This is a genomic window from Paenibacillus sp. FSL P4-0184 (assembly GCF_038004625.1).
Taxonomy (GTDB): domain Bacteria; phylum Bacillota; class Bacilli; order Paenibacillales; family Paenibacillaceae; genus Paenibacillus_AQ.
This window is the reverse complement of record NZ_JBBORN010000002.1, coordinates 1,651,998-1,674,298: the sequence shown is the minus strand read 5'-3', so window position 1 is coordinate 1,674,298 and position 22,301 is coordinate 1,651,998. Positions and strand designations below refer to the sequence as shown.

Below are 22,301 nucleotides of genomic sequence, written 5' to 3'. Positions count from 1 at the left end.
ATTTACAAGTTTACCGAGATTTGATGCACATTACGAAGTTACATGGACAGAGAGGAGGGTTAATAGCCCTCCTCTCCCACAAGGAGGATATAAGAGATAGTTTGGCTGTACTGAACTTATAAGGGGGCTGAGACCCCAATCAAAGGAGACTACTCATGAGAGAGATTAAGTTCCGAGGGAAAACGTAAAAATGGTGAGTGGATATACGGCAGTTTTTTGGTAATGAGCAGCGAGGGTGACACTCATATCATCGACCATGAGAGTTGGTATAAGTGGAAGGTTGATCCTGAAACAGTAGGTCAATACATCGGATTAAAGGATAAGTACGATCGGGAGATTTACTCAGGAGACATCCCATGTGATCCGACTGGTATAGGAAAAATAGAATGGGTTCAAGAGCATTGCGCGTACATGGTGTTCTCCAAAAATCCGAGTAAATACCACCATTTGGAGTCAGATGGAAAGCTGTTACACACCGAAATCATCGGCAACATCTTCGAGAATCCAGAACTAATAGAGGTATAAGGAGGTGAAGAGGATGGAATCAACGATCGACGAAATCAAGAAGATGCATGGCGTTCCGGTTTGGTGTCACATCCCGAGTGACAATCCGACATGGGGGGCGTAGACGTAGAACATGATTGTGTTGTGCTGGGGAGGTATATAATCTGCAATTCAAATACTACGGTGAGTGGCGAGCATTTAGGGAGGGTGAGAAGAGGATATGAGCATAACAAGCTATCAATTATTCGATAGGGCAGGCTTAAGCAACATCATAAATAAATCTCTTCAAGCATTCCCGAAGTCCTTCATAAATAACAGCAACGAAATTATCCGTGAACCAAGAAATAATGAGTACTTTCGGCTGGAGGGAGTCAATACAGGGTTGGACTTCAAATGTAAGATGTTCGCGTGGGTAACGAGACCGATCGATCGCTAAAGGATTGAATAAATACTGGGCACAACCTTCAACAAGGATGAAATGTATAAAATCTATGACCGTTTAGGAAATGATATTAATCAAAAGCTGACTGAGCAGTTCATAGAATCTGGTTACGACATGGCGCTATTAAAGAGAATGTAATTCATAGACCGTCAGGCCATCGAGTCAGAACGAAAAATCGCAGTGAAACAGGAGCCGGTACTCTTAGTTCTTAACCATTAAAGATATACCATAGTAATCCATAAGCTATTCCGAAGTAAGCAAACACACCCAGTAAAGAGATGGATAAAAGAATAATGATAACTTTTTTACCGTTCATAAAATTCACCTCTTAATTCGAATAAAAAACCTCTCCCAATTTTTAGTGTAGGGGAGAGGCCAAGAAAGAAAGATTGGGCACAGCCCTCATCATCCAACTTGATTATAAATTAATAAATACTTACCATCAATTGATTTTATAACTGGAGGTCATACCTAATGAGCGATTGGTACTCAGGAATCAAAAGCAAGGAGATTGAATCTACAGGTGGTGGGCAAGGAAAGATTAAAAGCTCATAAATCACAGAGGAAGAGAGAGCAAACCAAGATTTGAAATATCCCAAACCTATTGGTAAGGTTGCCGAGCGGCCATTTGTGATAAAGGGGGCAGTAGAATGAGTTTATTTCTTCAATGGTCTAATCTTGCTGTACGCCTGCCATCTATATATAGTAGGAACCTATTACAAAAGGTTCCTCTATAGCAAATGTTTATCTTAAATGTGACCCGAATCCCATTATCGTGGTATATGGATTGCCGATACGGTATGTCACCACTTACTTTCTAGGTTGTAGGGGCATACCGTTTATTATTCTTCAAAAGGATTTGAATTGTATTTATAACTCCAGTTCTCTTCAGGTAAAATAAGTAAATTATACACTTCTGTTTTTGTTGCTGTAAGATTATCAACAATATCTAAGTATTCAAGGTTGACTTTAATTAAAGTTGGATCATCCTTGCTAGCTTTAGTGCTGATTAGTTTTATTTGATATTTATCTCTTATCTCTTTTAATCTTTCTTCAGAAACATTTCTTGGATCTGTAACTGATCCACTTGTAAAACCAAATTCAAGTATTACTGCATTTTCTAAACTCTTTAAATCGTGTTCAAAAGTCATTGGTTGCCGAATTAGTTGCTTTACATGCGCTAAATTTTCAAGATATTCGCTGTAGTGTTGTTTTTCTAAGTCAGAAAAACAATCATTAATATATCCATATAATGTATCATCATTTAAATCTGCTTTTTCGTTACTAAATTGAGAATCAAAAACATCTTCAGCTAAATAATCATAAGGTTCCAGTAAGGAATTTAAACTCGTTATTTCACTTTCAGTAAAGAATTGTTTGTTTTTAAATTTTTCATCAAACTCTTTTACAATTTCTGTTGAAACTTTAAGCAAGTCTTTACTAACGTATCTATCATATTTTGAAGATAGATCAAGTGTAAAAGTTAAATCCGAGGCATTCTCGACTTGAGCTGGTAATTCTACTCCTTTTATATCAGCTACCACTTGAAGACTTTTTTGATGAAATGTTTGTAGTGGAGAACATGCGGTTACTGTAATTAGTGATGAAGTAATTGAAAAGATAAATAAAGCATTTTTTAATTTCATAGAAAAGAAAACTCCCTTTTATGTAAAATAATAAAAAGACATAGGTCCTACTAGTTTAACATTATCAGTAGGTAAATTGTACCAGTATTATTTGAATTAAGTTTAAAGAATGATATCTCCAAGTGCTTCATAACCCCCCCAAAGATGCAAATGTGAGGCGTAGGAAAGTATATGGTGGAACGGCAGGTAAATACTTCCTAATGTCGAATAGATTTATATCAAGTCAAAGGGGAGATTAAACCATGCGATATGACCGCGATACTGTTACGCCAGAAGAAGTGCTTTCGATAGGCGCTGAGTCTATGCAGAGAATATTAGAATTGACTCATTATGAGCCTAGAAAAGGCGATAGGTTTTTCATTAGGACAGAACCTAACAAAGAATATGTTATAGAAGATTATCGTTTCAATTTTAGCGAAGATATAATAACCTATGATGGTGACAAAACAATCAGCTATGATGATTGCCTACCAATATTCACGACAGGATTGTTAATAGATATAATAAGCTTCATGCACTCTTTCGACCTAAGGAGTTTTGGAAACGGATGGGTTTTACTATGGAACAGCGAGGAAATGTTTCAAAGTAATGAAGACGAACTTTTGGTTTCTTTCTTATGGAGGGCTCTAAAAGATCTATGCGTAGCTGGAAAGTTAGAGTGACTACATATAAGGTATAATTTGATGATTAAAACGGAGTCGCTGAAAAGAGGCTTTTTATTTTAACCGGATCATTGAAAAAAGGTGCGGCATCCGCTATGACAGATGAGGAGACCGTTAAGCAAGACATAGATGATTGGTTATCATCCCAGGAACGTAAGGACATGCTTGTTGGTGAACGCTACTATCGGAATAAGGCTGATATCTTAGAACGTAAGCGAATGACCATTGGAGCAGGTGGGGCGCTGGTAGAAGCTACAAACCTCGCTAATAATAAGATCGTTCACGGATTCTTGCGAAAGCTCGTTGATCTGAAAGCCGGTTATCTGCTGAGTAAGGAAATGAGCATCCAGACACCTGTTGAAGGAGAGCATTAAAAAGGGGTGCGCATGGTTGCATGTTTATTTAAGAAGGGAGTGCCCCGTCAGCGATGGCTGTTGTGGCACTCCCTTCTTTTTGAGGATATTCTTGAGCAATAACGACAAACTGCATTAATTTAGTCGTCTGATTAGGCTTATAGGTTCGCATACAAGGTTGCTATCGGACCTATCGGACCGCGATGCAGTTATTGGCCTGGAAAGTACCCAAAATTATGCTCTAAAGAAGCAATAAGGTTACTGGAGTTCGAAACCCTGCACAAAAGACGATTATTTTGTAAATAACGTCATCTGAGTCCAAACTCGAAGAAGAGGACTTTCTCCGTTAGTGGAGAATAATGTTAGAATATCTTATATATAGATATACAATACTTTCCTGGGAGGAGCACTAATATGCGCATATTCATATATATAGGACTGGCTTTTTTTGTGATCTCTGGTATATGTGTTGGAGGATTTACGACAGGTACTCAGCAAAGAGGGAATTTTTATTCGGAATCCAAAGAAGACCGTAAAATTAAAAACAAAGTAGCGAAATGGTCTGCTTTAGGAGGGGTTCTTTCCTTGGCTATAGCTGGACTAGTATATTTGTTGTGATATTTACCTTACGCAAGTTCAAGAGTGGTGAAGAGTGCAATACATGACTTTTTACAAGAAACTTTAGACCCTTTATGACTTTGCCGTTGAGGTTTTTTATATTTATAGTTCTAGTAAAATGGAATTTAATATAACAGTCACAATTATTCTTATCATCTGACATTATTTTATATTTTTCTTGCAAAGGTATATCTTTCATAGGATAATATGGGTATATTTTCCTAGCAAAAGTTGGAGATGGATATTATCTGAGAGGAAGTAGAATATTGAAAACAAAGAAACCTTTTTTTAAAAAATGGTGGTTTTGGCTTATTATTGTTTTTGTTGTAATAGGGGTGATTGGATCACAGGGGAATGATAGTGAACCTACAGTATCAAAATCAGAACCAGCAGTGGCAAAGGTAGATGATACTGCAGCAACAGAGAAACCGGTCGAAAAGGAAAAGCCTACCAGCAAGCCTACAGAAGAGCCAAAGGAAACGATGATAACTGAAGTTGGACAAACCATCACAACTAAGAATTTTAAGCTTACAGTTGAATCTCTGGAAAAGCCTAAGGGAAATGATTATGTACAACCATCAGAGGGTAATGAGTTTGTAGAAATCGGAATTATACTTGAGAATATTTCCAGTAAAGATTATATGGTAAGCTCTATGCTAATGTTCAATGCATACCAAGACAGCTTCTCCATAAATGAAGATCTCTTGGCTCATACTTTGGATAGTCAAGTAGGAACAATGGACGGCGCTTTAGCTGCGGGAAAGAAAATTCGTGGCAAACTAGCTTACCAGCTTCCTAAGGATTGGAAAGAACTTGAAATCAATACTGATTTTACGGTTTTAAGTTTTAGTTCAGATGGAGAAATCAAAATCGTTCTTCAAAATAAATAGGATATCTCACATATAAGAGTCTCGCCAATGCTGGCGGGGCTTTTTTTATTGTTAAACCTGATAATCTGCATTTACATAAAGTACCAAACCGATTATATTGAAAGAAAAGCGTAATGGATGAGGGGTGTTATATTTGGCGAAGATTTTTAATGAAAATACTGTTTCATTTAAACAAAAGTTATCTCCGATCCCTGAGTTTGCTTGGCATACGAGTGAGAGGTTAGCTGAGATCGCTGATTCTAAACATCTTGTCTTCGACATAAGATCGCTTGATCCAGATAAGTATTCCTTTCCTTATCATTTTCATAGAAACGCTGAAGAAATATTTGTGATTTTGACGGGAAAAGCGATGTTAAGAACTCCAGAGGGTTTTAGTGAGGTTTCTGAAGGTGATGTGCTATTTTTTGAAATGGGACCTGAAGGAGCGCATCAACTTTATAATCATACGGACGCCCCTTGCAAGTATCTTGATCTCCGAACGAACCAGGGCATAGATGTTTGCGAATATCCGGACTCAGGTAAAATCAACATTCTCCCCTATCAAGAAATTTATCAGGCGGATCAACAAGCGGACTATTATAAAGGAGAAAAGCAGGTAAGGGAGAAATGGAACGGAATGGAGGATCACACTTGATTCAAGATCGATGGTTCACAGTCACGAAAATTGATCCAATTACTTATGCAATCAGTGAATATGGACATTGGGAAAAGGTGCACTCTTTTTTGTTGTTAGGGAAAGAACAAGCGGTGTTGATTGATACGGGATTAGGCATCGATAATATAAAAAGAATAACGGATCAGTTAACGGATTTACCTATCACTGTCATCACTACACATGTGCATGCAGACCATATAGGCAGTCATGGACAATTTGAGACGATCTATGTTCATAAAGAGGATGAGGATTGGCTAATTAATGGAATACGAGGTTTGACCCTTGCCCAGATCAGAAAAGATATTAGCCGAGATATTACTCTTCCTATTCCTGAGACGTTTGATCCTAATGCGTATACGCCTTATCAAGGAAAACCAACAGCTCTATTGCGAGAGGGAGATGTGCTTGATTTAGGCGGGCGTAGATTAGAAATTTACCACACACCGGGTCATTCGCCAGGTCATATTAGCATCTTTGATCATGCCAACGGGTATCTGTTTACAGGGGATTTGTTGTATGATGTTACGCCAATTTATGCTTTTTATCCCTCTACTAGTCCGGCAGATTTAGTGGCTTCTTTAGAAAAGATTGCGCAAATTCCAAATGTATCTCAAGTATTCGGCTCTCATAATACGTTGGGTCTAGATCCAGCTATTTTGCAAGAGGTTATGAAGGCAGTTCGTGAATTACGTGAACGGGATCTTGTTGCTCATGGTACGGGCATTCATCAATTTAACGGATTTAGTGTGCAATTTTAAAATGAATGTTGGATGCAGCGAAAACGGCCCTCTCAAAAGGACCGTTTTTTTGTCTTTCCTTAAGGTTTTCAAAATTTCTAATTGGGAAAGGTAAAGTGAAGTAATAATAGGCGGAAGGGGGGCATTCATTCGGATACGATCGACCTGAAGAACGCATGTAATTGTTGGACTTGGGAGTAAGCTTCTTTATATTGATTATCGGATTGTTGAATGGGCAATAATCCTGGCAAGAAGGAAATACTATACACAGGTATTTCATTGCTGTTCATATATATTTTAAGCGTAAGTTCCTCAATAACATCAGCCTCTTCGTCACCGCTATTAACCACATTAATATCCGCACTTGAAGCAGTTGATTTGCTGTTTTGTTGTCTTTTAGATACTTTTGAAAGGGTTAGTGCGTTAACAACAATCTCTGATCCCATTATATTGTCGAACGAGTATAGCTTTGCTATTGCTTTTTTGCTTGTTTTCGGATTGCTGGTACCTATTGCTATTTTTTTATAAGGTTCATTAAGGGCGATCAAGTGAGATTGATTGGGCGGAATGAATGTTTTGGTGAATATAATATTAAAAGATGAGGTTGCGTTTAACAGCTTAGAAAGTTCAGAAGAAGTAGATAGTTTTTTTAATTCTATAATAACGGCACTTAGAATTAAGACTCCTCCTACAATGGCAAACATATACATCAAGAAAATCAGCATGTAATCACACCTCCAATGATCTCAGTAGAGCAAGATTTATTGCTTATTGAAAGATATGCCTGAATTCTCTCTACTAGTATCTGTTAAGAGCGAAAATCGTGGGAATTTAGGAAACGACTACTGATTAGAAAAAGAGAAAGCACCCAGAGATCTGCCGATTTTGCAAGCTGAGTGCAAAATTGGGGCAACTGCTGGAGTGCTTTGTTGAGAGCATTTAAAATAAATATGTCAAAATCATAAGAAATTGAAGGCTGTGATTTGATCAGTATAAACAATTAGCTGTTTGTATTCGATCGGAGATTCATAGTGAGTATAGGGTCTTACAGAAACATCATTAAGGACTACAAAGTTATAGCTGAAATTTTTATCGGGATGTTCCGCACCTAAATAAGATATGTATTCATCTACAATGACATCATCCATTAGAGATTTTAAGTCAAAAACATCCTCTTTATTGGAGGTGGAAGGGGAGATGGTCCCTTGAATACTGCCGAATGAGGTGAGTAAATTTACTTTTTTTCCACTCGCTTGATCGTTATTTAACAATAAGCCAGAGAGTTTAACAAGTGCATCGACTTTAAAATCGACGAGGGTTCTAATTTTTGAGTTGTTCAAAACGAGACACTTCCTTTCAATTTGAAATCCTGTTAACATTATTCGACATATAACCACATAATTCCTATTAGGTCATCAAAAATACATAAATACAAACACGCCCCCTCCATTGAACCATGAGTGAGGCGTGTTTATCTATAGAGATAGATTTAATTCCTGATCGTTACTCGTGTTCCAATAGGAACAATCGCAGCTAGTGCTAACACATCTTCATTGTACATACGAATACAACCGTGGGATACTTCGTGCCCTATGGATGAGGGATCATTATTTCCATGTATTCCATAGTGAGGCTTAGATAGACCCATCCAAAAGACCCCAAATGGACCACCTGGATCGGGTTGTTTGTTAATGATTGTGAATTCACCGAGTGGTGATTGAGTTAACATTTTACCGATTCCGACTGGGAAGCCCCTGATCACAATGTCGTTATCTAGAAGATAAAGCATACGCTGCGTCAGATCAACTATAATCCGGTAATTTGGCATTGTGCAACACTCCTTTCTAATTAAGATATGAGGAGGATGCCTAAACGGTTATTCATTAAAAATGGTCATTTTAGCCTACGAGAACAAATGTTCTGTAATTGATAAATGGAGTTTGATAACAATAAAAAAGCTATTCTGCATTTGCAGAACAGCTTTTTAAAAAAATAAAAGAAAGTATATATTTTTACGATATTCCCTATCCTTATACTTCTCGTAGAAACGGATACCGTCCTTTAAAGGGCGGTATCCGTTTTCGCATGGTAGGAGTGCATACTTAGTGGATATCTCGAAATAATCCGATAACTCTGCCGAGAATGGTTACGCGATTAAGGCGAAGAGGCTCGTACGCCGGATTCTCCGGCTGAAGACGTATATGATCACGTTCTTTATAAAAAGTCTTAACGGTTGCTTCATCTTCTTCGGTCATAGCTACAACGATATCTCCGTTATCAGCCGTTTGTTGTTGACGAACAATAACATAGTCGCCATTCATAATCCCAGCTTCGACCATACTGTCACCTTGAACCGATAACATAAATACTTTGTTATCTCCAACATAGTGAGTTGGAAGCGGGAAGTAGTCTTCAATATTCTCAGTAGCAGTGATAGGAATCCCGGCGGTAACCTTACCTACGACAGGAATGCGAGCGACGGTTTGCGCGAAATGATGGACATTCTCGGAATCCTCTTGGCCAAGCAATTCTATCGCACGAGGCTTCGTTGGATCTCGACGGATAAGTCCCTTCTTCTCTAGCCGATCCAAATGACCGTGAACTGTGGAGCTGGAAGCAAGACCAACAGCTTCTCCAATCTCCCGGACGGAAGGAGGATAACCCTTGCTGCGGACTTCGCTACGTATAAATTCCAGGATCGCCAGCTGGCGACTTGAAATCTTTGACATTGGAATCAACCCCATATAGTAATGTTTGGGAAAATTATAACATAGAACTACCGTTCGCACAAACATAAGTTCTAACTATTATAAATATTAATTCGAAAGAGTTAATAAATGGTAGTCTTGTTTTGATTGCGTTTCCTTCATCTAAACGATAAGAGTGATTCTTTATATGAAGAATATGGTAAATAGTAACCTCTGAAAAAAAGAGAACAATTGTTCTAAAATAGTATTGAACAAAACACATGTTCGTGTTATTATAATTTCAAAAGTAAGAACAAGTGTTTGGAGGATGATATTCATGTTAAAATACAGTACATACCGCAGCATCTACGATAAAGCCCCAGTGGTTGAATCTTTAGGACATAATCCTATTACCCGTTATTCAGCTCAGATTAAAGAGATTACAGAGCTTTTGCTTGAAGGCTTGATGCGTTTGTTCCGTAGAGATTTTGTTATTAAACTGACATTGATCATTGTGCTCGTACTATCAGGACTTACAGTAGTAGGTAATGTATTTGCAGGATCTACTACTTTAATGAAGGATGAGAAGCGCGTAGTAGTTGAACGTGGAGATACACTTTGGAGTATTGCTCTTGAGAATAAACCTTCTGATATGAAAACGGCTGTATATATAGAAGGAATCAAAAAATTCAATGGCATTAAAGGTAGTCAGATTAATGCTGGAGATATTCTCACTTTACCTATTTATTAATATTCTAAGAACATAACAAGAGGACATGAAGAGCTTGCAGGGAGTAAACCTTGACAAGCTCTTTTTCTCATGGCAGAGTTAGAATTAATTTATAAGGGGAGGGAAAGTTTTGAATATTGATGAGTTGGTCGCGCGTATTAACGAATTGGCACGCAAACAGAAGAGCGTAGGCCTTAATCAAGAGGAAACGGCGGAACGCGCCAAGCTTCGTGAAATTTATTTGGGGAATATTCGCAATAACTTCCGAGCACAATTGAATACGATTGAATTGGTCGATAATGATGAGCATGAACAAGGTAACAAGGGGCGTAAGCATTAACACCCTGTTCCTTTTCATAGATATTACTGGATGACTAGGGGGAACGCATATGGCCCGTTCTTGGGAAAGAATGGTTCAACGCAACACGCAGCAAATTAATAAGCAAAGAAAGAAACAGGGGAAGGAAACGATTTACGCATCTAAATCTAAATCTCCTGGTAAGAACAGTGAAACCTTTAAAGGCCGTAACATTGCATTTCCAGTAGTGTTATTAGTGCTTGGTACTATGTTTTGGATGGTTGGTTCAGTGGACCAGGCCAAAGGTAATGGTATGCTTATGAACTGGCTAGGAGTCGTTTTGTACTACTTACTAGCGGCACTTCTGTTCTTCCGACGTCCGTACTTGAAGGTAGAGAATGCTAGACTATCTACTATAAAATTCAACCGCGAACGTTATCTGCCAGCTTCTGATATTGAAAAAATCATCCTTTCGCGTGGAGCTGTTGTAATTAAGCATAAAGGCAAACGCACGAAATGGATTTTTACCAGACTTATGAATCGTTATGATACCAATGCAATGGGGACTCGACTGGAAGCATTCGCAAAAGCTCACCAAATTGAAGTAGTTCACGAATAGAAATTAACCAGCCATGGGAGAGGGAGACCTGTAATGCCAATTTCCGCCGTACTATTTGACCTTGATGATACACTGCTCTGGGATGATCGGAGCGTTAATGAAGCATTTCGTTCTGCATGTGAAGCCGCTGGGGATACGATTGATCCACAAGAACTGGAACTTGCGGTGCGTAAAGAAGCCATTGGACTATATGAATCCTACGAAACGAACCCGTTTACAAAGATGATTGGGATTAATCCGTTTGAAGCACTTTGGGGGAACTTTACTGCAGGTGAACAGCCGGAATTCCGTCAATTGGAGCAGCTTGCACCGGGATATCGTAAAGAGGCATGGCGTCGTGGTCTTGCAGCACTTGGTGTAGAGGACGAAGCTCTTGCTGAGACATTAGCAGCCAAATTCGCAGCAGAGCGTAGAAATCGACCTTACATCTATGAAGAAACGATTCAGGTGCTTGAAGAACTGAAGGGGAAAGTGAAGCTATTGCTTCTGACTAATGGATGCCCTGCATTGCAACAAGAGAAACTAGATGGCGTACCTGAAATCGTTCCTTTCTTTGATCACATCGTGATTTCTGGAAGCTTCGGGAAAGGAAAGCCGGATAAGGAAATTTTTCTGCATGCCCTAGAACTTTTAGATATTGCACCTGAGCAAGGAGTTATGGTCGGAGATAAGCTTACAACGGATATTCGTGGTGGGCTGGCAACAGGTTTGACTACAGTTTGGATTAATAGAAAAGGCAAACAGCCAGATCCGGAAATTCAGCCGGATTATGAAATCAAACATCTTGGAGAGCTTCTTTCATTAGTCCAATCTTTATAAAATTTCATTCATTTAAGCTTTAAGAAGGCAGTGAGTTCCTAGGTATTTAGGAGACTTGCTGTCTTTTTTATATCTACATCATATTTAGTATGTTAGATGAGATTTACTAGTATATGATTTAAGTCACAAGAGTTTAGCTGAATTGATGCGAAATACTGAAAAACCAATAATAATGTGTATAATAGATGGAGAATGTATAACATGAATTGGTAGATTCTTAGTAATCAATTCGACTGGGAGGAATCTAAATGAAGATTTCAAGAACAATAGTTCCTTTATTATTAGGTGCAACACTTTTAGTATTGGGAGGATGTTCATCAGACCAAACTGAACATTCTGGCGTACATAATATGAACATGGACATGTCTATGGAACCTATCAAGGTCGAGTTACATTGGAATCCTGAAGAGGTTGTTGTAAATCAGAAGGTGACCTTTGAAGCAGTGGTGACGCAAGACAACTTGGCAGTAGATGATGCGAAAGAGGTTCTGTTTGAAATTGTGAGTAAAGATGATAGTGAACAGAAAATTGAATTTAAAGGGAAGCTAGTCAGTGATGGAATCTATCAAGCAGAGGGAACACTAACGAAAGAAGGACAATATATTGTTACATCACACGTAACTGCTAGAACTCAGCATTCTATGCCTAATAAAGAACTCTCTGTAAAACCATAATTAAAAGAATAGCAATTCCTATGATTACAGATAATGCAGAGTGGAAAGGAAGGCTTTTCGAAATTCCTTTATTCTGCTAAACTTACTCTAATGTTTTACTGGGGGGACTATACGTTGGCTAAATATACACTTGAGGAAAGCTTACAACAAAGAATATTAATTCTAGATGGTGCAATGGGCACAATGATCCAACAGGTGCCTCTGACAGGTGAGGATTTTGGTGGGGAAGAATTGGACGGCTGTAATGAAATGCTAGTATTAACTCGTCCAGAAGTAATTCAGACGATTCATGAGCAGTATCTTGAAGCAGGTGCTGATCTCATTGAAACGAATACATTTGGTGCAACGTCTGTTGTACTTGCTGAATATGATATTCCGCAGCGGGCTCGTGAAATTAATCTGGTTGCAGCAAAGCTAGCCCGTAATGCCGTTGATAAATATGATACACCAGATCGTCCCCGCTATGTTGTAGGTGCGATGGGTCCTACAACAAAGACACTCTCTGTTACGGGAGGCGTGACTTTCCAAGAGCTCGTTGATAGCTACGAGGAACAGGCAGTGGCATTGATTGATGGTCAAGTAGATGCGTTATTGCTAGAGACCTCTCAGGATACTTTGAACGTGAAGGCTGGAAGTATAGGTATTCGAAATGCATTTGAGAAGACGGGTATCAAATTGCCAGTGATGATTTCGGGAACAATAGAGCCGATGGGTACCACACTTGCCGGTCAGAACATTGAAGCATTCTATATTTCTTTAGAACATCTGAAGCCTATCTCTATAGGCCTGAACTGTGCGACGGGTCCAGAGTTCATGCGTGATCATATTCGTTCACTTTCTGCAATCTCTTCAGCGGCTGTGAGTTGTTATCCGAACGCTGGACTGCCAGATGAGAATGGGCATTATCATGAATCTCCTGATTCTCTTGCGCGTAAAATTGCTGCGTTTGCAGAAAAGGGATGGCTTAACATTGCGGGAGGTTGTTGCGGAACAACACCGGAACATATCCGTGCTATGTCGGAGGCACTTTCACAATTCCCTCCACGTCCGCTTGCAGGAAATCATCCACCGGCACTTTCTGGGATTGAACCTATTTATATTGAGAACGACAACCGTCCATACATGGTTGGTGAACGTACGAATGTATTAGGGTCGCGTAAGTTTAAACGTCTTATCGTCGAAGGTAAATATGAGGAAGCCTCAGAAATTGCCCGTGCACAGGTGAAGAGTGGTGCTCAAGTTATCGACGTCTGCGTGCAAGATCCGGACCGTGATGAGATTGAAGATATTAAGCTGTTTCTAGAATTAGTTGTAAAAAAGGTTAAAGTTCCTTTGATGATCGATACTACCGATCCGAAGGTTATTGATCTGGCATTACAGTACTGTCAAGGTAAGGCGATAATTAACTCCATTAACCTTGAAGATGGTGAAGAAAAATTTGAGCTGGTCACTCCATTGATTCATAAGTATGGCGCAGCTATCGTAGTGGGTACGATTGATGAGACAGGACAAGCAATCAAGGCTACGGACAAACTGGAGGTTGCCAAACGCTCCTACGACTTACTAGTGAACAAATACGGATTAGCTGGAGAAGACCTTATTTTCGACACGCTTGTGTTCCCTGTAGGAACCGGGGATGAACAATATATTGGCTCTGCTAAAGAAACGATTGATGGGATTCGTCTAATCAAAGAAGCACTTCCAGGTGTTCATACGATCTTGGGGATCAGCAACGTTTCCTTTGGATTACCGGAAGCAGGACGTGAAGTGCTGAATTCAGTATTCCTCTATGAGTGCACTAAAGCTGGGTTGGATTATGCGATCGTAAATACCGAGAAGGTAGAACGTTATGCGTCTATTCCTGCTGAAGACCGTCGTCTTGCGGAGGAATTAATTTATAATACGAATGACGACACGCTTGCTGCTTTTGTAGCCGCCTTCCGAGGGAAAAAGGTTGAGAAAAAAGAGAAAATTTCTAACCTGTCACTAGAAGAGCGTCTGGCTTCATATGTAGTTGAAGGCACCAAAGAAGGACTTATTCCAGACCTTAATGAGGCGCTTACCAAATCAGGACCTTTGGAGATTATCAATGGCCCGCTAATGGCCGGGATGTCAGAGGTTGGACGGCTGTTTAATAACAATGAGTTGATTGTTGCTGAGGTACTGCAAAGCGCTGAAGTGATGAAGGCTTCTGTTGGTCATTTAGAGCAGTTTATGAAGAAGGATGAGACATCGGTAAAAGGTAAGATCATGCTGGCAACTGTAAAAGGCGACGTGCATGATATAGGTAAGAATCTGGTGGAGATCATCTTATCCAATAATGGTTATCAGATCATTAATTTGGGTATAAAAGTACCACCTGAGACCATTATCGAAGCGTTTCGTCGTGAAAAAGCCGATGCGATCGGATTGTCTGGACTACTCGTAAAATCGGCACAGCAGATGGTGCTGACTGCGCAAGACCTACGCACGGCTGGGATTGATGTGCCTATTATGGTAGGTGGTGCTGCCTTGACTCGCAAGTTCACCAAAACACGTATCCGGCCGGAATATGATGGGCTGGTATTATATGCTAAGGATGCTATGGATGGACTCGATATTGCTAATCGGCTTATGAATCCTGTTGAACGGGAGAAAATTGCCGAGGAAATCCGAGTGGAAGCAGAATCCGCAGTGGCAGTTGCTCCTAAGCAAGAGCTTCCTACGCTGACTAGAGCTGTACGCTCCAAAATATCTCCAGATGCACCTGTATTTGTTCCACCGGATTTAGAGCGCCATGTCATTCGTAATTATCCATTGGGGCATATTATCCCTTATGTGAACATGCAAATGCTGCTCGGTCACCATCTGGGACTACGAGGTTCTGTAGAGGCGCAATTAGCTGCTGGTGATGAGCGGACTGTGGAGTTGAAAGGTACTGTCGATGACATTCTACATCAAGCGATGCTGGAAGGTACGATTACTCCTCATGCGATGTATCAATTCTTTCCGGCACAATCAAGTGGTAACGATATTATCGTGTATAATCCACAGAATACAGCCGAGATTCTGCATACCTTTACTTTCCCAAGACAAGGTGTTGAGCCTTATCTCTGTCTAGCGGACTTTTTGAAGTCGGTCGACAGTGGAATGATGGACTATGTTGGATTCCTCGTGGTAACTGCGGGACACGGTGTTCGTGAGCTCTCTACAGCCCTTAAGGATAATGGAGATTATTTACGCTCACATGCGTTACAATCTGTAGCGCTGGAAGTAGCAGAAGGATTAGCGGAGCGTGTTCATCACATGATGCGTGATACATGGGGCTTCCCAGATCCTGCAGATATGACCATGAAACAAAGACATGGGGCAAGATATCAAGGGATTCGTGTATCCTTTGGCTATCCTGCATGCCCAGATCTGGAAGATCAGGGACCACTATTTAAACTGTTATCCCCAGAGGATATCGGTGTTCACCTTACAGAAGGCTTTATGATGGAGCCTGAGGCTTCCGTTTCGGCGATGGTATTCGCTCATCCAGAAGCGCAGTATTTTAATGTAGAGAAGCTGTAATTCTTTCATTTATACACCCGGTCTGTAGGGGGATTGTATCCCTTTCAGCGGAACCTCCCGTAACTGGGGGGTTTTTTGCTGGAAGAAGGACGTTTAGAATAGATAAGAGATAGTTCAGTCAATAAGAAGAAGGGAGGAAGAGGGATGGAATTATATTTTTTAGGTACGAATGCAGGGGTACCAACTATACAACGCAATGTAACGTCGATTGCATTAAGACTTCTGGAAGAACGCCGTAGCATTTGGATGTTCGATTGCGGGGAAGGGACTCAGCATCAGGTTCTTCGCTCACCGATTCGCCTAGGGAAGCTGGAAAAGCTATTTATTACACATTTACACGGAGATCATCTATTTGGTCTTCCAGGTTTATTATCTAGTCGTGGTTATCAGGGAGGGACATCTCCTTTAACGGTTTATGGTCCCCCTGGATTGAAAGCATACTTAGATATATCCTTAGCTGTGAGCCAATCCCGAATTCCATACAAGATTGAGATTGTCGAGCATACAGGAGGAACGGTATTTGAGGATAATGGTTTTAAAGTGGAGGCAGCATTATTAGAGCATCGTATTGATAGCTATGGTTACCGGGTAACGGAAAAGGATAGTCCCGGGAGCCTCAATACGGAATTACTAAAGAGTTATGGCTTAAAGCCTGGACCGTTATATGGAAAATTAAAAAAAGGTGAAGATGTTCTAACGGATGACGGTGTTCGTATCTGCGCTGCTGATGTTGTTAGAGAACCTAAAAGAGGGCGTATTGTTACGATCTTGGGAGACACAAGACCTTGTTCAGGAGCTTTAGAACTCTCACTTCATGCAGACCTTATCGTTCATGAAGCAACCTTTGCTCATGATCTGGCAGAAATGGCGTATCAATACCATCACAGTACAGCACGTCAAGCTGCAGAGCTAGCAAAGGAAGCCAATGCAGGCCAACTATTGTTGACTCATTTCAGCTCTCGCTACAGTTCGTCTGAAGAGTTGATTCCTTTGCTGGAAGAAGCTGAGCTCGTTTTTCCAGAGACATTGTTAGCGGAGGAATTCGGCACATATCCAATTTATCGAAGACAAAACGGGCAATTGGGGAAATGATTATTTTCCGGGAAAGCGCAGGAAATGACAGTGCTATGCTAAAAAATGCTCGATGAGTCTCTCGTTCGATTTCATTCGACGAAGTGTGTTAGATTTAAAGTAATTACAGCGTGTAAGAGGTGCGAATGGCTGGAAATCTTGCCGAAAATAAACGGGCAATACCACCAAACAAAAAGTATTATTAATCATTCTAAATCCAAGCTGGGCTTAGGTTGAATGTTCATTAATACCGTTATTAATTTATTACATTAATTAATTTTTTTATGGAAATAGAGGGATTTATAATGGAACAGATTAAAGGATTATTGATTGACTTAGATGGTACGTTATACCATGGGCATAAAATGATTCCTGGTGCTGATTTACTGATTAAAGGTCTGCGTGAAGCGGGCATTCCTTTTTTATTTGTTACCAACAATTCATCGCGTACAGCGGCTAATGTGGCTGCACATTTATGTGGAATGGGAATCGATGCGAAAGCTGAGGAGGTATGTACCTCATCAATGGCGGCCGCACGTTACATAGCTGAGGAATCACCTGGGGCTGCAGTGGCGATACTTGGAGAAGAGGGTTTGCATGTGGCTTGTACCGAAGCTGGGCTCCGCATCGTCACAGACTCACCCGATTATGTACTGCAAGGCATCGATCGCTCCTTCAACTATACGTCGCTCTCGCAAGCTTCGCGCTGGATTCTGGGAGGAGCAAAGTTTGTACTCACTAACCCAGACTTAATGCTGCCATCAGATGATGGCATTATGCCAGGCGCAGGAACGATCGGAGCAGCCATCGAGGCTGCTAGTGGAGTGAGTCCGGTAGTGATTGGCAAGCCGGAATCCCATTTAATCAAATTTGCGACAGATCTTCTTGGTATCGAGCCTGAACATGCAGTGGTTGTCGGTGATAATATGCGTACAGATATAGCAGCTGGAGTAAATGCGGGCTGTCGTACAGTTCTTGTATTTACCGGATTAACCAATGCAGAAAATCTTGACCACTATAAAAACCTTACCGGAATCTCACCGGATGAAATTTGTGCCGATTTAACTGAACTTAAAACGATTCTCGGTGTATAATAGCTAGGATCTTATTACTTCACCAACCTAGAAGGGACGATGAGCTATGCCGGAATTGCCGGAAATGGAGAATTATAGAAAGCTGCTTAGTCAGCATATTATAAATGTGCCAATATCTGATGTAATCGTGAACAGAGAAAAATCAATTAATATGGAAACAGAAGCTTTTAGAAATGCATTGATCGGTGCGCGTGTTGTTTTTGTTGAGCGGCGTGCCAAGTATATTTTGTTTCATCTTCATGATGGAAGAAGACTACTTTTACATTTGATGCTTGGTGGAATACTTTTTTATGGCAGGGAGGAAGAACGGCCGGATCGTAACACACAAGTCGAAATCGCATTTGGAGATCATATCCTTTACTTCATTGGACTTCGCTTAGGCTATCTACATTTGCTGTCGGTGAAGGAAAGCGAAGCCACAATGGGTAAGCTTGGGCCTGAGCTGCTGGATCGTCGGATGACGCTGGAAAGATTCACTGGATTATTAAAGGGACGGAGAGGTGCGCTCAAAAGCCTGTTAGTAAATCAGCATGTGATGGCAGGAGTCGGGAATTGCTATGCTGATGAGATTGCTTTTGAAGCTAGGCTTTTACCTTCTGTACAAGTACAAAATTTAACATCTGAATCTATAGCCCGTCTTTATGAGAGCATCCAAAAAGTACTGACTGAGGCCACTGAAATTGGTGGGTATATGGAAATGCCGTTTATGACTGGGGATACTGTTACAGGTTCATATAATAATCAATGTAAAGTGTATGATCGTGAAGGCGAGTCTTGTCTTCGTGATGGGGGAACGATTATCAAAACAGAGCAGTCTGGACGCAAAGTGTTTTATTGCCCAAACTGTCAGCATGACGAATAGCCCCAAAATAGGGGCACATGTTAGCATTCGCGGCGGATATGGGAGAGCTGCCCGATTCGCTTGGGAGAGCGGTGCAACATGTTTTCAATATTTCCCTAAAAATCCGCGTAGTTTGAAACTTAAACAGGTAGATGTACGAGATACGAGGGATTGTGCGCTCTTTTGCCAAGACGAAGGGATTGCTTCGATTGCTCACACACCCTATGGGATTAACATGGCGGCTGGTGTAGATGATGTTACTCCGCGAAAGGTTTATGTAGATTCTCTCTTAAATGATCTAGAGATTGCAGAAGCTTGTGGTTCATTAGGCATCGTTGTTCATTTTGGACATTTTGGTGGAATGGAGCCGTTACAAGGCTATCAAAATATTATACAATGTATGAATGATGTGCTTCAGTCCTGGGATGGTCGTACTAAGCTGCTTATAGAGAATCAAGCGGGCAACCATGGAAATGAAGGGATTACACTTGAAGAACTCGTGAAAGTTCGAGAGCTTAGCCAATTTCCGGAGAAAATAGGATTTTGTTTGGACACCTGTCACGCTTACGCAGCTGGTATCTGGAACCCTGAGCGAACAAAAGCCTTCCTTGAACGAGGAGAGCAACTTGGATTTTGGCGACATCTTGTTGCTGTTCATTTAAATGATTCTAAGTTTCCTTTCGACTCAAGACGCGACAGACATGCTGGTATCGGACAAGGACATATTGGAGAGCAGGGGCTGAAAAGCTTATTGTCCTCCAAGCTTTTACGAAGCTCAGCTGTTGTCATGGAAACGGAGAAGGGTGCGGATGGCAGTCACCGAAAAGAAATTGCTACTGTGCGTGGCTGGTTTGAAGCGGAGGCGTAATTGTGATTCATATCTATATGGATGATCTTCGAAAGGTACCTAAAGGGTTCGCTCTGGCTCGTTCGACGGAAGAATGTCTTCTAATGCTGCGTGAGTGCGAGGTGGATATTTTATCACTGGATTACGATATGGGGCCGGGTGATTATTCGGGCGGAGAAGTTGCCAGACGGATCGTACTGGAAGGACTATTCCCCCGAGAAATCTATTTGCACACTTCCAGTTTGTGGGGGCGAAAAGAAATGTATGAGATCTTATATACTGCTAAACCTGAGGGGATGCTTTTGGTAAATGGTCCCCTAAGTTCTGATAAGCTTCGCGATATCGCCGAGGAGACGAACTTGAAATGAAGGTAATGAATGAAGTGGAATTACTGGAGGCGCTCAAGAGTTCAGGAGAACCGCTGGTAGTATTCTTACACACTCCACTGTGCGGTACTTGTAAGGCTGCTGAACGGATGTTAGAGGTGGCGGCTCATCTATTGCCTGCTGAACTTCAAATGGTTGCAGGCAATGTGAACATGCTGCCGAATTTGGTACAACAATATCGTATTACGAGCGTTCCTGCACTACTTGTAGCTTCTGCAGAACGGGAAGATGATCCGAAAGTTTATTATTCCATGGTTTCAGTTGAGCGAGTACTGGAATACATAAGGAGTGTTATATCATAATTATTTCATTACAACATTTATCTCTCCGCAGGGAAGAAAACTTAATCTTGGACGATGTGTCGCTAGAAGTTAAAGAAGGTGAGAACTGGGTCATTTTGGGACGGAATGGCTCCGGTAAAACCACAATTTTAGAGATGATGACTGGTTATTTGTTTCCTAGCAAAGGGACTGTAGAAGTGCTGGGTTATAAATATGGACAATGTGATATACGTGAGGTTCGTAAAGAAATTGGCTATATCGGGCCTTCCTTGATGGAAAAGATGTCATTAGAAGATCCGGTGTGGGAGGTCGTAGCAACAGGTGCTTACGCTTATTTGCGTTTCTACGAGACGATCCCCTCCGAAGTAAAAGAGAAAGCAATCAGCATGCTGGAAGATATGAATCTAGGCAATATGGCATTTCATCCTTTTGGGACCTTGTCACAGGGGGAACGTAAAAAGGCTATGCTGGCAAGATGTCTTATGGCTGACCCTAAGCTATTAATTATGGACGAGCCATGTGCCGGCCTTGATCTATATGAAAGGGAAAAAATGCTGGCTGAAATAGACAAGCTGAGACAGCGTAATGTTTCTGTAGTATACGTAACTCACCATGTGGAAGAAATTGTCCCGCTTTTCACGCATGTTGCATTAATCCGTGAGGGTAAGCTAGCTGGATCTGGACCGAAAGAAGAAGTATTAACGAAAGAAATGATCTTGGCCACTTATGATATTCCTGTTGATGTTGAATGGGATAGCGGTCGTCCCTGGATTAAAATTAGACCTGGAGGCAAAACGATTTGAACGATTTAAGACAAGATACCGAAGAGCAGAACATTGCTCCGGAAGAAGAAGTGTATTCACGATATATTTGTACAGCTAATCACGGATTTGCGCCTTATGCGCAAGAAGAGCTTCGCCGTTTATTCGGTGCTGTGAAGAGTACCTTGTTACTACCAGGAGAAATCTTTCTGGCTACATTGCAATCTGAACCAGAGGAAGTAACGCGCCTACTCACACAGAATCTTCCCATTTTCCTGCGACATATACAACCTGTTCAGTTTCAGGATGAAGGAACCATGGAAGCTCTACAGCGTTTGGCGGTGTATTTAAGTCGCCACACTGAGCTTGAGGGTGAGAAGGTATCCCTGAACGTTCGTAAAGGTGATCCTTCCTTCTGGCAGGACAGTCCAGGAGAACTTCGTGAATGGCTCCAAGAGCAATTGCAGAGCTTAGGCGCAGAATTTACTGTGCAAGATCCAGCCTGGGTTATTTCAGTCTACGCAGACGGGAATGCTTTATATGCAGGTGTGTCCAGACCAGAAGCGAATTTATCTAGCTGGAATGGCGGTGCCATCCGTTTCCGTAAGGAAGATGGACAAATCTCACGTGCCAAGTTCAAACTAATGGAAGCCGAGAAGGAGTTTGATATTCCTTTTTACAGTTTCCGTAATGCGTTAGATATTGGTGCTTCTCCAGGTGGGTGGACTTCTTTCTTACTGGAACGTGGAATGAAGGTTACGGCGGTTGACCCTGCGTTAATGCATGAGTCCCTTCGTAATTATCCGGGCTTGAAAATTCTTCGTAAAAACGCAGGAGAAGTGAAATTCCGCGATAATGAATTTGATCTACTCGTATGCGATATGAGCTGGAGTCCTAAGCTGATGGCGAAGCTTGTAACCGGGCTGCTACACAGTCTGTCGACGGGTGGGACAGCCATTGTGACTGTAAAGCTGATGCATAAGAAACCACTTGCGATGATCAAAGAAATTATTGCGATGTTTGAAGGGGAGCGCATGCAGATTCAGCGTGCAAAGCAGCTGTTCCATAATCGTGATGAGATCACACTTTATATGATTAAATACTAATCAAACAAATTTTAATTTACTAAGGGAA

Annotated in this window: 26 protein-coding genes; 21 read left to right on the top strand and 5 right to left on the bottom strand. The window is 41.0% G+C overall.

All coding sequences use genetic code 11. From position 1 onward, the window contains the following. Positions 1-222: 222 nt before the first annotated feature. Complete coding sequence (locus tag MKY52_RS29290; protein WP_341055332.1) at positions 223-525, top strand: YopX family protein; 303 nt, start codon at positions 223-225, stop codon at positions 523-525. A gap of 1,263 nt (positions 526-1,788) precedes the next feature. Here the strand turns inward: MKY52_RS29290 and MKY52_RS29285 are convergent. Further along, complete coding sequence (locus MKY52_RS29285) at positions 1,789-2,592, bottom strand: hypothetical protein (protein WP_341055330.1); 804 nt, start codon at positions 2,590-2,592, stop codon at positions 1,789-1,791. Positions 2,593-2,834: 242 nt separating this feature from the next. Between MKY52_RS29285 and MKY52_RS29280 the strand changes: the two genes are divergently transcribed. The 6 genes from MKY52_RS29280 to MKY52_RS29255 all read left to right on the top strand — a co-directional run bounded on the left by MKY52_RS29280 (position 2,835) and on the right by MKY52_RS29255 (position 6,528). Further along, positions 2,835-3,254, top strand: coding sequence for a hypothetical protein (locus MKY52_RS29280; RefSeq protein ID WP_341055328.1), 420 nt, complete (start codon positions 2,835-2,837; stop codon positions 3,252-3,254). Positions 3,255-3,349: 95 nt separating this feature from the next. Continuing rightward, entirely contained in the window at positions 3,350-3,628 is a 279-nt protein-coding gene (locus MKY52_RS29275; protein ID WP_341055326.1) for a phage portal protein, read from the top strand. 393 nt (positions 3,629-4,021) lie between these two features. Continuing rightward, positions 4,022-4,225: a DUF5316 family protein gene (locus MKY52_RS29270; RefSeq protein ID WP_341055324.1), complete on the top strand. Its 204-nt coding sequence runs from the start codon at positions 4,022-4,024 to the stop codon at positions 4,223-4,225. Positions 4,226-4,491: 266 nt separating this feature from the next. Next, complete coding sequence (locus tag MKY52_RS29265) at positions 4,492-5,115, top strand: DUF4352 domain-containing protein (protein ID WP_076298757.1); 624 nt, start codon at positions 4,492-4,494, stop codon at positions 5,113-5,115. A 133-nt stretch (positions 5,116-5,248) separates the two neighbouring features. Continuing rightward, positions 5,249-5,749 carry a cupin domain-containing protein gene (locus MKY52_RS29260; RefSeq protein WP_341055322.1) on the top strand — a complete coding sequence of 167 codons (501 nt, stop codon included), beginning with the start codon at positions 5,249-5,251 and terminating at the stop codon, positions 5,747-5,749. Continuing rightward, positions 5,746-6,528: an MBL fold metallo-hydrolase gene (locus MKY52_RS29255; RefSeq protein WP_445671043.1), complete on the top strand. Its 783-nt coding sequence runs from the start codon at positions 5,746-5,748 to the stop codon at positions 6,526-6,528. Before MKY52_RS29260 ends, MKY52_RS29255 begins: the two co-directional genes overlap by 4 nt. 125 nt (positions 6,529-6,653) lie before the next feature. On the opposite strand, the gene MKY52_RS29250 is transcribed toward MKY52_RS29255, so the two are convergent. The 4 genes from MKY52_RS29250 to lexA all read right to left on the bottom strand — a co-directional run bounded on the left by MKY52_RS29250 (position 6,654) and on the right by lexA (position 9,236). Beyond that, positions 6,654-7,232 (bottom strand): hypothetical protein, encoded by a 579-nt coding sequence (locus MKY52_RS29250; protein WP_149647305.1) that lies wholly within the window; start codon positions 7,230-7,232, stop codon positions 6,654-6,656. Between the two features lie 234 nt (positions 7,233-7,466). Further along, on the bottom strand, positions 7,467-7,847 hold the full coding sequence (locus tag MKY52_RS29245; RefSeq protein WP_042188853.1) for a hypothetical protein: 381 nt from the start codon (positions 7,845-7,847) through the stop codon (positions 7,467-7,469). A gap of 149 nt (positions 7,848-7,996) precedes the next feature. Further along, a complete protein-coding gene (locus MKY52_RS29240) occupies positions 7,997-8,335 on the bottom strand; it encodes a L,D-transpeptidase (RefSeq protein ID WP_042188851.1) in 339 nt (112 codons plus the stop codon). A gap of 274 nt (positions 8,336-8,609) precedes the next feature. Then, a complete protein-coding gene (gene lexA / locus MKY52_RS29235; RefSeq protein ID WP_341055317.1) occupies positions 8,610-9,236 on the bottom strand; it encodes a transcriptional repressor LexA in 627 nt (208 codons plus the stop codon). Between the two features lie 295 nt (positions 9,237-9,531). On the opposite strand from lexA, the gene MKY52_RS29230 reads away from it, so the two are divergent. From MKY52_RS29230 to MKY52_RS29165, 14 genes are all read left to right on the top strand, one after another. Further along, on the top strand, positions 9,532-9,945 hold the full coding sequence (locus tag MKY52_RS29230) for a LysM peptidoglycan-binding domain-containing protein (RefSeq protein WP_339241620.1): 414 nt from the start codon (positions 9,532-9,534) through the stop codon (positions 9,943-9,945). 109 nt (positions 9,946-10,054) lie between these two features. Then, entirely contained in the window at positions 10,055-10,264 is a 210-nt protein-coding gene (locus MKY52_RS29225; protein ID WP_042188845.1) for a DUF896 domain-containing protein, read from the top strand. Between the two features lie 49 nt (positions 10,265-10,313). Next, positions 10,314-10,841 (top strand): hypothetical protein, encoded by a 528-nt coding sequence (locus MKY52_RS29220; RefSeq protein ID WP_149647306.1) that lies wholly within the window; start codon positions 10,314-10,316, stop codon positions 10,839-10,841. A 33-nt stretch (positions 10,842-10,874) separates the two neighbouring features. Then, positions 10,875-11,660 (top strand): HAD family hydrolase, encoded by a 786-nt coding sequence (locus tag MKY52_RS29215; protein WP_042188841.1) that lies wholly within the window; start codon positions 10,875-10,877, stop codon positions 11,658-11,660. Between the two features lie 248 nt (positions 11,661-11,908). Further along, entirely contained in the window at positions 11,909-12,334 is a 426-nt protein-coding gene (locus MKY52_RS29210) for a FixH family protein (protein ID WP_341055313.1), read from the top strand. A 174-nt stretch (positions 12,335-12,508) separates the two neighbouring features. Further along, a complete protein-coding gene (gene metH / locus MKY52_RS29205) occupies positions 12,509-15,886 on the top strand; it encodes a methionine synthase (RefSeq protein ID WP_442950259.1) in 3,378 nt (1,125 codons plus the stop codon). A 144-nt stretch (positions 15,887-16,030) separates the two neighbouring features. Then, entirely contained in the window at positions 16,031-16,978 is a 948-nt protein-coding gene (gene rnz / locus MKY52_RS29200) for a ribonuclease Z (RefSeq protein WP_341055310.1), read from the top strand. 284 nt (positions 16,979-17,262) lie between these two features. Beyond that, a complete protein-coding gene (locus MKY52_RS29195) occupies positions 17,263-18,051 on the top strand; it encodes an HAD-IIA family hydrolase (protein ID WP_341055309.1) in 789 nt (262 codons plus the stop codon). Positions 18,052-18,097: 46 nt separating this feature from the next. After that, positions 18,098-18,913, top strand: coding sequence for an Fpg/Nei family DNA glycosylase (locus MKY52_RS29190; RefSeq protein ID WP_341055306.1), 816 nt, complete (start codon positions 18,098-18,100; stop codon positions 18,911-18,913). Next, positions 18,903-19,760, top strand: coding sequence for a deoxyribonuclease IV (locus tag MKY52_RS29185; RefSeq protein WP_445671051.1), 858 nt, complete (start codon positions 18,903-18,905; stop codon positions 19,758-19,760). Before MKY52_RS29190 ends, MKY52_RS29185 begins: the two co-directional genes overlap by 11 nt. Before the next feature lie 2 nt (positions 19,761-19,762). Continuing rightward, positions 19,763-20,107: a cyclic-phosphate processing receiver domain-containing protein gene (locus MKY52_RS29180; RefSeq protein ID WP_076283543.1), complete on the top strand. Its 345-nt coding sequence runs from the start codon at positions 19,763-19,765 to the stop codon at positions 20,105-20,107. Continuing rightward, a complete protein-coding gene (locus MKY52_RS29175) occupies positions 20,104-20,427 on the top strand; it encodes a thioredoxin family protein (RefSeq protein ID WP_339265077.1) in 324 nt (107 codons plus the stop codon). Before MKY52_RS29180 ends, MKY52_RS29175 begins: the two co-directional genes overlap by 4 nt. Next, the gene (locus MKY52_RS29170) at positions 20,427-21,209 is read left to right on the top strand and encodes an ABC transporter ATP-binding protein (protein ID WP_076283544.1); all 783 of its coding nucleotides are present in this window, start codon (positions 20,427-20,429) and stop codon (positions 21,207-21,209) included. Before MKY52_RS29175 ends, MKY52_RS29170 begins: the two co-directional genes overlap by 1 nt. Continuing rightward, entirely contained in the window at positions 21,206-22,273 is a 1,068-nt protein-coding gene (locus MKY52_RS29165; protein WP_341055302.1) for an SAM-dependent methyltransferase, read from the top strand. Before MKY52_RS29170 ends, MKY52_RS29165 begins: the two co-directional genes overlap by 4 nt. Positions 22,274-22,301 lie beyond the last annotated feature (28 nt).